Genomic DNA, 12,625 nt, shown 5'->3' with positions numbered 1-12,625 from the left:
GTCACGTCTGAGGATGCATAATGTCGGCCAGTAATCTTTCAACTTTCTACCGCTCAAATTCGCTACAGTCCGCAAGGGGTTGGCCGGGCCTGAAAGTTTCCCATTTTGCGACCCAGCATCAGCAAAGTGCATCGTGCTTCGAAGCGATGCTGTCCACTTGTGTGCTGGCAGACAAGCCCGGCTCTTTCGCGCAAGGGGATCTGCCAGCGTCGAATCTTGATTCGACAATGGATAAATTGCGGCAGGACCCTTTGGGCCATCTGGCACCGGATGTCTTGACATTGAATGGCTTGGAGCAACACCCACTGGATCTGCTGCCGCCAAATATGAGGGCGGCTCTCAAGGAGGACCAATCGCAACGCTCCAAGGCGACTGAAGCCCAACATCTGCTCGGCGTCACTCCGAAGATCGAGCCGGCTCCCAGGCCGAGCCCCGGAATCACGTGGAACGGTGGGTCGCTGACCACGGCTGAGTTGCAGATTGTTGCGGTACTCAACCGTCACAAGGACCAATGCCCGCTTACTTGGAAGTCGTTGACCGACAAAGCCAATGATCCCTCTACGCCACCGGATCTGAAAGCGGCGATCCAGGGACTGCAGCAGGATTCGGGACTTTTTTATGCGATTGGCTCGCAGGGCGACGGCCGCTGTGGAGGCAAGATCAACGCCAAGGACTTGGCCGGATTTTCAAACCACCACCCACAAGTTGCTGCATTTCAGGAAGCCCAAGCGCGAAGCTACGAGCAGAACTACATACCATCCGACGGCAGCGGAGGTTTGCAGCCTTCGGTCATGACCTTGAGCGATGCCTTGCGGGAGTTTTACCGGTACTCCGAAAATCTGTCCAAGGACCTGAGTCTGGATGAGTTCAAGAAAATGGTCGGCGGCGAATCGAAAAACGGCAAATTTCCGCCCCAGGTCATTGCGGCGGCGCAATATTTCCTCGATCACCCCGATGCTTGGAACCAGTTGTGCGGTGGCTCGAAAGGGAAGATGCACAAAGAGGATTTCCTGCAAGTCGCCTCATCGTCGATGAGCCTCACGCAAACTGAGCTGAATACGGTCGAGATGATCAAGGACCATCAGGACACGTTCTTTGGAAGCGGTGTTCTGACTCGCGACAAACTGGCGAAAATGAAAGACGACAAGAGCCTTGATCCGAAAGTGCGGGAAGCAGCCTCTCAGCTCCTTTCAGATCCTCTTCTGTTTGGCCTCCTGAACAATTCGATCACGGGCTATAAGACCCATCATAAATTCTTCGACTTTGGCGGCGGGCATACGGTTGATTCCGGCAATATCAGCAAAAAAGACTTTGCCCATTTTTGCACAAACATGTCGTCTGCGAACCGCAACGTTCAGCAGCCAATCACCCACGGCGCCCAAACCGCAGAAGAGCAGAATGCCGTCGCGGACATGAAGATGGGCCTGATGGACCAGCCTGACATTAAGTCAGCCAAAAAGAACGGCGGGGCCGTCATGCACGTCGTCGACTCCGTGCTCAAAATCGAGACGAAAGTGCTCGACTTGGCGGCAACGGCGGTGGGACTGCTCAGCTTCATTCCGGGCCTCGGACAAGTAGCCGATCTTGCCTCGATGGTTCTCGAGGCTGAGTCGCAAGCAGCCAATCTCCTGCGTACGGCCATTAACGGAGGCGATATGAAGCGAGCGCTGGAGGAAGCTGGCCTCAATATGGCCGCGCAGGCGATCGGCCTTATCGCAGGCCCCGAGGTCAAGCTGGCCATTCGAAATGGGCTCGTAAAGCACCTGATGGAAGAGGCCTTGGCGGCAGGCATTGATCTTTCGGTCTCGACGGCGCAGGACTACGCAGAAGGCTATGTGAATAACCTCAAAGCGCGCCTTGCAGGCGGCCCTGAGCAAAGCCTAGGCCTTCCGAGCATGCCATCATTCCAGAGTGTGGCAAGCAATGTGCCCTTCGTCGGCATTGCCTTATCCTAGCCGTCGCCTTGCGCGGAAGCTTTGGCTCGCGCGCTGACATAAGGGTCATTGTGGCACAAGCAGGGGTTCATCCGCATCAACGCAGCGGTGTTCCTGACGCCATCTGGATCGGACTGTGAGGGGGATGTCCGAAGTCTGTGAAGGCTTCGGTATATGACGACTTCAGAGTTACGCTGAGCCCAGCCATCTCGAGCCGGTGCGCCGGGTCGAGGTTTTCACGGGCGCCGGCCGGCAGCGGGAATGGTCTCCGGAAGGCACGGCGCGAATGGTGGCGGAGCGGCGCAGCCGAAGGAACGGCTGTCGCGCGCCCAGGGCGGCCTCCCGAACAGCAGACGATGATCTCCTGCCTTGGGCCTATATCCTTGTGCCCACGCTCAAGGCAGTCGGCTGAAAACAGCGCTGATTTAAAACAGCATTATCCTGCACTGCACCCTCGATCCTTGCGCTCACCGATCGCTCGTCGACACGCACGCGGTCAAGTCGTTATCGGCGCTATGCCGATGGGCTTCGAGAGCAAGGTGGACGCTGAGCGGTGCGTCAGCCTCAGGGCGCGGCTGGCCAGCTTTGGGTCTCACGCTCTATGACGGCAACACCCGGCTGATCAACTTGGCCTGTTCGCGGGCTCCCGGCAGCGGCGCGGAAGCCACGGTCCGCCTTCCTCGGCTTCAGGCCAAAGATACCGCAGCATGCTCCAGAGCTATGTCTGCCGCCTCCGCCCCATCGTCGCTGGTCATGTGGAAAGGACAAGCAGGCTACGCACCCCATAATCCCGTCGGGCAGGATTCGACAGTCGACGGCGAGACATTCGCCAAACCTCACCCTTGATTCTCAGCAACGTTAAAAAAAATTCACATAATGTTCGTGAGTGTAGTCTCCTGTCAGGTGGTACATTAGCCCCAATATCTGGCGTCTTAGTCGTAGAAAGGACTGTGATCCATCTTCCATTAGCATCCATACCAGCGGATTTACAGCAAATGACGAGAGAGGTCTCATGCGGATTGATGGGGATAGAAGGGCTAGCGGCTTGCTGCATCCCGTCCGGGTTGATGCCAACCAATGTTGACACTGGTAAATCGCCTAAGGACGGCAGCGCATCTTGATCGCCTTCGAATCCTGGGCCTTTGCGCGCATGCGGATCTAACCGTCGGCGAGCTGGCCGATATTACCAGTCTGCCTCGCGAGCAGGTTCGACGCCACGTTCGGCGGCTGGGCAGAGCCAACTTTCTTTGCTGCAACGAACAACGTCCGCAGTCTTCGTACCATATGCAAGCAGGAGGCAAGGATGGCGGGCTGGCTCAATTGGTGGTCGATCTCCTGCCCCACGATGATGGCCATCATAAAAGAGACCTACAACGCCTGGAAGCAATACAAGACGCGCGGTTGAAGGGACCGCCTGCTTGATCGTGAAATAGATCAGTCCAAATGGAGCGCGACTACCATGGATAACTCCGCCGGCGGCGCCATCGCGCAGCCCGACACTTACGGGCGGCCTCACTTAGCCGCCGTCGACTCCCGCGTTCACGAACTGCTTCTAAGACAGGAGCGTCAGGAGCGGACAACTCTCAAACTGATCGCCTCCGAGAACTTTGCCTCCTCGGCGGTGTTGGAAGCGACCGGGTCGATTTTCACCAACAAGTATGCCGAGGGATACCCCGGTGCGCGCTACTACGCCGGAAACGAGATCGTCGATGAGCTTGAGACCCTCGCGATCGAGCGCCTGAAAGCGCTATTTGGCAGTGAACACGCCAACGTCCAGCCTTATTCAGGCTCGCCAGCCAACCAGGCTGTCTATCGCGCGCTTTTGAGCCCCCGTGACAAAGTCATGGGCTTGCCTTTACCCGAAGGCGGCCATCTGACTCACGGTTGGTCCGTCAATTTTTCCGGCAGCGATTATCAGCGCGTCCCGTACAGGCTGCACGAAAAGACACAGCAAATTGACTATGACCACTTGCGCGAGACCGCCAAGCGGGAACGCCCGAAGCTAATTTGGGTCGGCGGAACTGCTTATCCGCGTATTTTTGACTACGCGGCAATGGCCGAAATTGCTTCGGAGGTGAACTCGTATCTGGTGGCTGACATCGCCCACATCTGCGGCCTGGTTGTCGCAGGAGTGCATCCGAACCCCGTGTCCCATTGCGATGTGGTCACCAGCACCTCTCACAAGTCGATCCGCGGTCCCCGGGGTGGCTTCATTTTATCAAGGAATGAAGACCGTTATCAGCCCCTCCATCATCCGAAGAGCAAACACAATCTGCGCCGTGTTCCCTCTTCTGCAAGGCGGACCGCATATGAATACTATCGCCGCGCTTGCCGTCGCTTTGCAGGAAGCAGCGAACTCGTCCTTTCGTGTCTACGGTCAGCAGATCGTCCACAACGCCAAGGCTCTGGCCCAGGCGCTTCTGGAGCGAGGTTATGAACTCGTCACTGGGGGCACTGACAATCACATGCTGATCCTTGATCTTCGGGACCGGCCGCTGTCAGGCAAAGCCTATGCGGAGCGCTTATCGCGTGCAGGCATCATTGCGAATTTCAATATGGTCCCGGGCGACACGCGGGACCCGTCGGTCACAAGCGGCATCCGCTTAGGGACACCAGCGGTGACGTCCATGGGCATGCGCGAAACGGAGATGGTGCAGATCGCCGCTTTCATCGACTCGGTCTGCCGCCAGCCCGATGACCAGGAAGTTCATGCGAGCGTACGAAGAGACGTTGCCGACTTCTGCACTGCGTTCGATGTTCCCGGCATCCGCGACCGATAAGCCACCCCAATCCAGAAACTCCTCACTAACTCCAGCACTTGAAGCGAGGGCATTTTTATGACCAGGCAGTTCGTGTTCTCTTCCGAATCCGTCGGCGCGGGACACCCCGACAAGATGGCAGACAACATCTCCGATGCCATTCTCGATGCGGTCCTGCGCACCGATCCGAAGGCGCGCGTCGCCTGTGAAGTGTTGGTGAAGACGGGGATGGTCGTTGTGGCTGGCGAGATCACCAGCCATGCCCACATCGATTACAGCCAAGTCGCCCGCGATACGATACTCGATATTGGCTACGACGATGATGCGATTGGCTTTGATGGTCGACGTTGCGCCGTCGTTCTGGCCCTCACCGAGCAGTCGCCCGACATAAGCCAGGGCGTTGATGAAGGACGAGGGCAGGATCTCGGGCAAGGGGCAGGGGATCAGGGCATCATGTTTGGATTCGCATGCAACGAGACGGATACATTGATGCCCCTGCCGATCCAACTCGCTCACCATTTGACGAAAAGACAGGCCGAGGTCCGGAAAGCGGGACAGCTTGGCTGGCTGCGTCCGGACGTGAAATCTCAAGTGTCGGTACGCTACGAAGGGCTCCGCCCGGTGGCGCTGGATACCATAGTCCTGTCAACGCAGCATGACGAAGCGGTCTCACAAGCCACGGTCCGCGAAGGCGTCATTGAGGAGATCATAAAACCGGTCCTGCCGGCCCACCTGGATACTTCGGGGATCAGATTTCTGGTCAACCCAACAGGGCGGTTCGTGGTCGGTGGGCCTGCCGGCGACTGCGGCCTCACAGGACGGAAGATCATCGTCGATTCCTACGGTGGGACCGGGCGTCACGGCGGCGGTGCCTTTTCGGGCAAGGACCCATCCAAGGTTGACCGCTCGGCGGCCTATGCCGCCCGGTATGTCGCGAAGAACATCGTTGCCAGCGGCCTTGCAGAGGTCTGCGAGGTTCAGCTTGCCTACGCGATCGGCGTGGCCAGTCCGGTTTCTGTCATGGTCAATACCTTCGGAACCGCAAGGATCGAGGAAAAAAGGATCGAGCGCCTTGTTCTCGAGGTTTTCAATCTCCGACCGAAAGGCATCATCAAGATGCTTGATCTCTTACGGCCGATATACCGCAAGACGGCGACATACGGACACTTCGGGCGTGAAGAGCCTGAGTTCACTTGGGAGAAGACGGACAAAGCTGACGATTTGCTGCGTGAAGCCGGACCGGCAGCTGCGTGAGGGCGGCTGGATCAAGCGCATGCGGCAACCCATTTCAACTCGCGAGACCACGCCCGGCCGGCGTGGCAAGAAGCCGGCTCGGGTTTTGGCGGAGATTTTGATGCCGGATTATGACGTGCTTTGCATCGGCAATGCCATTGTCGACATCATCGCCCAGTGCGACGAGGAATTCCTCGAGACCAACGGCATCATCAAGGGCGCGATGAACCTCATCGACACACAACGCGCCGAACTGCTCTACAGCCGCATGGGTCCGGCGATCGAAGCGTCCGGCGGCAGCGCCGGCAACACGGCGGCCGGCGTCGCCAGCTTTGGCGGCCGCGCGGCCTTCTTCGGCAAGGTCTCCAACGATGCGCTGGGCGAAATCTACGCCCACGACATCCATGCGCAGGGCGTCGCCTTCGGCACCACGCCGCTCAAGGGTGAGCCGCCGACGGCGCGCTCGATGATCTTCGTCACGCCCGACGGCGAGCGCTCGATGAACACCTATCTCGGCGCCTGCGTCGAGCTTGGCCCTGAGGATGTCGAAGCCGACAAGGCGTCCGGCGCCAAGGTCACCTATTTCGAAGGCTATCTGTGGGACCCGCCGCGCGCCAAGGAGGCAATCCGCCAGACGGCGAAGCTGGCGCACGCGGCAGGCCGAGAAGTGTCGATGACGCTATCGGATTCGTTCTGCGTCGACCGCTACCGCGACGAATTCCTCGACCTGATGCGCTCGGGCACGGTCGACATCGTCTTTGCCAACAGCCACGAGATCAAGTCGCTCTACCAGACATCGTCGTTCGACGAGGCGCTGGCCCAGATCCGCAAGGATTGCCGGATCGCCGCCGTCACCCGCTCGGAAAAAGGCTCGGTGATCGTGCGCGGCGACGAGACCGTGGTGATCAAGGCGACCGCCATCAAGGAACTGGTCGACACGACGGGCGCCGGCGATCTCTATGCCGCCGGCTTCCTGCATGGCTACACGCAAGGCCGCGACCTGCAGACTTGCGGCGACCTTGGCTCACTGGCAGCCGGATTGGTGATCCAGCAGATCGGCCCCAGGCCCCGTCAGAATTTGCGCCGCGAGGCCGAGCAGGCGGGGCTGACCATTCCGGACGTTCAAACGAGTTAGTGGCCTACCTTCCCGTTGTGCAGGCTATCTCGCCAGAAGCGCAATCACGGAATAGGGAAATCCTGATGTCGAACATGATGAAGGCGCTTGTGAAGGCCAAGGCCGAACCGGGCATCTGGATGGAAGAGGTGCCGGTGCCGGAAATCGGCCCCAACGACGTGCTGATCAAGATCAAGAAGACGGCGATCTGCGGCACCGACGTGCACATCTACAATTGGGACCAGTGGGCGCAGAAGACGGTGCCGGTGCCGATGGTGACGGGCCATGAATTCGTCGGCACCGTTGCCGATTTCGGCGCAGCGGTCACCGAATACAAGGTCGGCCAGCGTGTATTGGGCGAAGGCCACATCGTCTGCGGCCATTGCCGCAACTGTCGCGCCGGGCGAGGGCATCTGTGCCGCAACACACTCGGCGTCGGCGTCAACCGTCCAGGCGCCTTCGGCGAGTATCTGGCGATCCCGCAGCACAATGTCGTGCCGATCCCCGACGATGTGCCCGATGAGATTGCCGCGATCTTCGATCCCTTGGGCAATGCCGTCCACACCGCATTGTCCTTCGATCTGGTCGGCGAGGACGTGCTGGTGACTGGCGCCGGGCCGATCGGCATCATGGGCGCGCTCGTCGCCCAATGCGTCGGCGCGCGCAAAGTGGTCATCACTGACATCAACCCGGTGCGGCTGGCGCTAGCCAAGAAACTCGGCGTCCAGCATGTCGTCGACGCCTCGAAGGAGAAGCTGCGCGACGTCATGCCGGTGCTCGGCATGACCGAGGGGTTCGACGTCGGGCTCGAAATGTCAGGCGCCGCCCCCGCTTTCCGCGACATGATCGACACCATGAACAATGGCGGCAAGATCGCCATTCTGGGCATCGCGCCGACCGGCTTCGAGATCGACTGGAACAAGGTCATCTTCAAGATGCTGCATCTCAAAGGCATCTACGGCCGCGAGATGTTCGAAACCTGGTACAAGATGATCGCGCTTGTGCAGGGTCCGCTGGATGTCTCCGGCCTGATCACCCACCGCATCGGCATCGACGATTTTCAGATCGGTTTCGATGCGATGAAGAGCGGCAGTTCCGGCAAGGTGGTGATGGACTGGTAGGGATTGCCTTGGCCGCTATTCAGGAAAAGCTGACGACAGCACCTCTGGTCCGCCGGACATTTTCCAACTAGGGGAACATGGCTGGGTGGAGAGCTATGGCTCCGCTACGTGCGCTCGCTAATCATACACGGCGACGTATCGCGGCCCACCCGGTGACGGTCGATGGGGCAATTCGCTTCAGTCGATGACGGAAACCCGGTGAACCGATGCTGAGGCCCCGACGCGATCGTCTATTTCCTATGATCTGCGATTGAGGTCGAGGTGTTGCCGCTTTCAGCGGGTAAAATGCGATAGACGACTTCCGGTACCCTTCCGGTCAGCGAAAAGGAAGGCAACGAGCCGCATTGCCTCAAGCAAAATGTTACCAATAGTGTCCTGTTCCAAAGGGGATGGACAGGTCGTGCCATTCCGGTTCGGGGGAAGGATGGCGCGGCTCAGCATGGCGACACGGTGAAGCGGCGATCGTGGAGCTTTATTGCGGCGTTGACAAGCGGCGCATTCTGGATGAGTTCGAGGCGGTAACCGGCTATTATTCGCAAGCGCGCGATCCGTCTTATGAACCGTCGTGAGCAGAGGCCGTCTGCGGGCAAGAGCCGCAGCCGCTGTTACGGCAGCGATGTCCGCGACGCGCTCATCGTGTTGTGGGAGGATTCGGAGCGGCTGGGTCCGCATCGACGCTCGCGGCGGCCAGCGCCGCCGGGCAGGAATGAGTTCGCAGTTCGCCGCTCGGTGCCAGCCCGCACCTTCGGCGATTGGAAAGATCCGCCGCCCGGCTTTGTTGAGCGCATTCGGGCACGTCTTCGTCAGGGAGCTTCGTGCAGACGATGGTGCTGACCGGATTGCCGCCGGCTGGACCGATTGCATTCCGCTCCGCACGCGCGACAGCGGCAATGTGATCATGGCGATCAAGCAGGCCCGCTCCCGGTTTCGCTGACCCTGTGCTGCTGTTTGCCGGCATCCGCCCGCACAGGAAGAGCTTGTAAAAGCGGTCGGTGCGGAAATCGAGGAGCCGTTGGTCGTCGATCTTCAGCCTGAACGCGGTCGTTTGCTGGTGCCGCAAATCGGCTGTTGCATGTACATCCCTGTCAGACGTCAGTTTTCCTCGCCTATTTTGGTGTCGAGCGCGAAGTGCTCCAACCAGATTGCAAGGCTTTTTGGAAATGAGAGCGGCTTTGCGCAGGGCGCTCCGTTGTTGAGCATTCAAGCTACCAAGCCAATGACGCGCAGGTTCCACCAGGCTCGCCAGCCTTGAAGGACAGCGAAAAAAGCAGAGCACGACAGACACAACAGTGCATCAGGACGCCGCAGTCGTTGAAGATGGTGCGCTGCATCCATACCGTGGATGCATTCGATCCAAATAATCGATTTGTTCAATCAGTTTCTCGAAAGCTAACCCTACCCTCTGTGGGAATCGGGCTCTGAGCCGCGACGCTGCCTTGCGAGCGCAGGGGCTGCACGTAGGAGAGATGATGCAACGAGAAATCGCACGCGGGTTGCTGGCCTCGTGGGTTCGCCGACCGGCGTATTTGAGCCCGTCAGTTGGTCCTCACCCGCGCCTATTGCCACCGAGCGACTTGCATGTCCCTCCGACTCGGACCAGTTCCGAGAGCTGCGACGAGTTGCGCGCCGTGTGCTCCGATCAGATGGCCGCCGGTGACGCGTTCGATGGGCCGTCCCTCTTCGAGAGGAGATGAAATGCGAACGCTGCTCGTGGATCATCATGCGGATCTTGCGCGCGCCATGCGACTTGCGCTCGGGGATGGCGGCTTCGTCGTTGATGTCGTTGGTACTCTGGAACTGGCTTCGAGTGCATTTTCTTGCGCCAGCTATGAAATTCTCCTGCTGGAATTGGCTCTGCCAGATGGCGATGGCTTGGGTTGGCTGAGGCAGTTGAGGACCCACGGGCATTCAGTTCCTGCCGTCATTATGAGCAGCCTTAACGATCTCGATAAGCGAATTGCGATCTTCAACGGTGGTGCGGACGACTTTCTGCTCAAACCCATCTCTACCGATGAGCTTATTGCCAGAATGAGAGCCATTCTGCGCCGGGCGACACAGATGACCGACCTGAGGCTCGTATTTGGCAATCTCGACTTTGATCCGGTCGCCCGCCAGGTTTTCGTTGATGGGCACCCAATGATGATCGCACGTCGCGAACTCTGTATTCTAGAGCACCTGCTTAACCGGGCAGGCCGCATCGTGCCCCGTGCGCAATTGGAAGATCACCTCTATTCATTCAACGACGACGTGTCTGCCAACGCGCTTGAAGTCGGAATTTATCGTTTACGGGGACATCTGACCAGATCAGGTGCAACGCCACGGATCAAGACCATCCGAGGCATTGGTTACATCCTAGAATTGACTGACGCCTCGTCCGCATAGTTTGTCGAATCGAAAGAAGATCTATTTTGCTGATCCTTCAACATCCTTGCCATGCGCTCAATTGGCGGGCGATCGCCAACAAGGTTACAAGACCTGCAGTTCCCCGTTACCTGGGCCATCTCCTCTGCGCGCTTATTGTGACTTTCCCACTTGGTGTCGCGGCGCAAAACAAGCAGGACAAAGGCCCGCCGCATGCGGCTTCGAATAGCATCAACGCCACGCTGACCCTTTCCTCTTCGCTCGGGGAGACCGTTCATCTGCCCGCGCCAGCCACGACCATCTTTGTTGCTGACCCCACGATCGCGGATTTTCAGGCGCCATCGAGCAAAACAATCTTCGTCTTTGGCAAGAAATCGGGGCGGACCAGCCTATTCGCCTTGGATGGCAATGGCGAGCCTCTCGCCGAATTGCGTATCGTTGTCACGCAACCGATCGGGGATTTACGCGCCATGTTGCGGGAGCAGGTCGGCGACTATCCCATCCGCGTCAACTATACGCCGCGCGGCGCAATCCTTAGCGGGACGGCGCCCGACGCAGAGGTCGCCGACACCGCAAAAAGAGTCACTGAGCAATATCTGGGCGACGGAGCGCAAGTCGTCAACAACATCAAGGTCGCTGGATCCCTGCAAGTTAACCTCAGCGTGCGCGTAGCCGAAGTCTCACGCAGCGCCATGAAGTCACTCGGCGTCAACTTGTCCGCCTTCGGTCAAATCGGCAATTTCAAAGTGGGCGTTCTAAGCGGAAGCGCTGCAAGCGCTGGGTCTGGTTCAACCCAGGGTGGCGGTACAGCAGAAATCGGATTCGACAACGGTGCCGTCAACGTCAGCGCGGTTCTCGACGCGCTCGCCAAGGAGCATATAGCTTCCGTCCTGGCTGAGCCGAACCTCACCGCTATGTCGGGTGAAAAGGCCAGCTTTCTCGCGGGCGGCGAATTTCCCATTCCTGTCCTGCAGGAAAACAGGCAGGTATCGGTTGAATTCCGTCACTTCGGCGTCAGTCTGGAATTTGTGCCGACAGTTCTCAGCAACAATCAAATCAACATTCACGTAACGCCCGAAGTCAGTGAACTGTCGACGCAAGGTGCCGTGCAAATCAACGGAATTTCCGTGCCGGCAGTTTCCACGCGCCGAGCCGATACGGTCGTCGAACTCGCCAGCGGCCAGAGCTTCGCAATCGGCGGTCTAATCAGGCGGAACGTCAACAATGATGTCAGGGCCTTTCCCTGGCTCGGAGAACTGCCGATCCTGGGACCGCTTTTTCGCTCGACCTCGTTTCAAAAAGAGGAGTCAGAACTGGTCATTCTAGTTACGCCTTACATTGTAAGACCAGGCTCCAACCCAAACCAGATGAGCGCACCGACCGAGCGGGCGGCACCGGCTTTGAACGGAGGGGGCGCTCCGACGAATTCCGTGACAAGTCCCCCGCGAGACCGCGCTGCTATCCGTGCGGGCGCGCCAAGCGCCCAGGGCGGTCTCGGCTTCATCATCGAATAGTGTCATCCAAAGATGTTGCGTTTTATAATCCTCTTTGTCGCTCTGGCACCAAGCGTAAGTGGCTGCACAAGCACTACGCCAGTTGATGTCGAACCATCGGCACCAATGCTTGTCCGAGAGGAGACCACCGTCCTGACGTTGCAAAGCCTGCGCGCTTCCGAACGGCAGCGTTTGCGTGTTTTCCTAGACAAGGCCAGTCGCGGCCGGTTCGATGCCATCCACCTCCTCATCAGCGGTTCGCCCCAGCTCAGCGCAGGGGTAGCCCATCAGGCCAGGCAGTTGGCAATCGAAGAAGACAACATTCAATTGCGCGATCAACACGACGCCGGCTCAGTGCGAATTGAGGCGATTGTCTATCACGCCCGTCCGCCGGTCTGTCCCTCATATGGTGCCTTACCCAATGAAGAATCCTTCAAACAGCCGCTTGGTTGTTCGACAGGACATAACCTGGCCGTGATGGTCAACGATCCGCGCGATCTGCTCGACAATCAGGCCGTCAAGGCCGGCGATGGCGATCGTGCTTCTGTACCAGTTGCAACTTACAGAACATTCGGGACGGATAAAGGTGGCTGATACCGCCCTTATCTCG

Annotated in this window: 8 protein-coding genes and 2 pseudogenes; 9 read left to right on the top strand and 1 reads right to left on the bottom strand. The window is 58.8% G+C overall.

The genetic code is table 11. The features are described from left to right. Positions 1-20: 20 nt before the first annotated feature. The gene (locus EN808_RS25220; RefSeq protein WP_024505366.1) at positions 21-1,955 is read left to right on the top strand and encodes an HrpF/NolX family T3SS translocon protein; all 1,935 of its coding nucleotides are present in this window, start codon (positions 21-23) and stop codon (positions 1,953-1,955) included. A 1,137-nt stretch (positions 1,956-3,092) separates the two neighbouring features. On the opposite strand, the gene EN808_RS36420 is transcribed toward EN808_RS25220, so the two are convergent. Continuing rightward, on the bottom strand, positions 3,093-3,293 hold the full coding sequence (locus EN808_RS36420; RefSeq protein WP_024505365.1) for a hypothetical protein: 201 nt from the start codon (positions 3,291-3,293) through the stop codon (positions 3,093-3,095). A gap of 100 nt (positions 3,294-3,393) precedes the next feature. Between EN808_RS36420 and glyA the strand changes: the two are divergent. From glyA to EN808_RS25170, 8 genes and pseudogenes are all read left to right on the top strand, one after another. Then, a pseudogene (glyA, locus tag EN808_RS25205) lies at positions 3,394-4,714 on the top strand (serine hydroxymethyltransferase). Between the two features lie 57 nt (positions 4,715-4,771). Next, positions 4,772-5,947 carry a methionine adenosyltransferase gene (metK, locus tag EN808_RS25200; RefSeq protein ID WP_063169265.1) on the top strand — a complete coding sequence of 392 codons (1,176 nt, stop codon included), beginning with the start codon at positions 4,772-4,774 and terminating at the stop codon, positions 5,945-5,947. A 100-nt stretch (positions 5,948-6,047) separates the two neighbouring features. Then, positions 6,048-7,061 (top strand): adenosine kinase, encoded by a 1,014-nt coding sequence (locus tag EN808_RS25195; protein WP_126063919.1) that lies wholly within the window; start codon positions 6,048-6,050, stop codon positions 7,059-7,061. Between the two features lie 65 nt (positions 7,062-7,126). Next, the gene (tdh, locus tag EN808_RS25190; RefSeq protein WP_126063920.1) at positions 7,127-8,161 is read left to right on the top strand and encodes an L-threonine 3-dehydrogenase; all 1,035 of its coding nucleotides are present in this window, start codon (positions 7,127-7,129) and stop codon (positions 8,159-8,161) included. 714 nt (positions 8,162-8,875) lie between these two features. Next, positions 8,876-9,044: pseudogene (locus EN808_RS37145) on the top strand (transposase); the annotation flags it as partial. An 812-nt stretch (positions 9,045-9,856) separates the two neighbouring features. Next, complete coding sequence (locus tag EN808_RS25180; RefSeq protein WP_024505585.1) at positions 9,857-10,543, top strand: response regulator transcription factor; 687 nt, start codon at positions 9,857-9,859, stop codon at positions 10,541-10,543. Positions 10,544-10,614: 71 nt separating this feature from the next. Further along, the gene (locus EN808_RS25175) at positions 10,615-12,036 is read left to right on the top strand and encodes a type II and III secretion system protein family protein (RefSeq protein ID WP_050580548.1); all 1,422 of its coding nucleotides are present in this window, start codon (positions 10,615-10,617) and stop codon (positions 12,034-12,036) included. A gap of 12 nt (positions 12,037-12,048) precedes the next feature. Beyond that, the gene (locus EN808_RS25170) at positions 12,049-12,609 is read left to right on the top strand and encodes a CpaD family pilus assembly lipoprotein (RefSeq protein WP_063169261.1); all 561 of its coding nucleotides are present in this window, start codon (positions 12,049-12,051) and stop codon (positions 12,607-12,609) included. Positions 12,610-12,625: the final 16 nt, after the last annotated feature.

Source organism: Mesorhizobium sp. M8A.F.Ca.ET.165.01.1.1 (genome assembly GCF_004792065.1).
Taxonomy (GTDB): domain Bacteria; phylum Pseudomonadota; class Alphaproteobacteria; order Rhizobiales; family Rhizobiaceae; genus Mesorhizobium.
Note: the sequence above shows the minus strand (reverse complement) of the source record. Positions and strands in the feature narration are given on the sequence as shown.

Coding starts and splice junctions, on each gene's coding strand:
- EN808_RS25220 (WP_024505366.1), top strand. CDS start 21: ATGTCGGCCAGTAATCTTTCAACTTTCTACCGCTCAAATTCGCTACAG.
- EN808_RS36420 (WP_024505365.1), bottom strand. CDS start 3,293: ATGATGGCCATCATCGTGGGGCAGGAGATCGACCACCAATTGAGCCAG.
- metK (WP_063169265.1), top strand. CDS start 4,772: ATGACCAGGCAGTTCGTGTTCTCTTCCGAATCCGTCGGCGCGGGACAC.
- EN808_RS25195 (WP_126063919.1), top strand. CDS start 6,048: ATGCCGGATTATGACGTGCTTTGCATCGGCAATGCCATTGTCGACATC.
- tdh (WP_126063920.1), top strand. CDS start 7,127: ATGTCGAACATGATGAAGGCGCTTGTGAAGGCCAAGGCCGAACCGGGC.
- EN808_RS25180 (WP_024505585.1), top strand. CDS start 9,857: ATGCGAACGCTGCTCGTGGATCATCATGCGGATCTTGCGCGCGCCATG.
- EN808_RS25170 (WP_063169261.1), top strand. CDS start 12,049: ATGTTGCGTTTTATAATCCTCTTTGTCGCTCTGGCACCAAGCGTAAGT.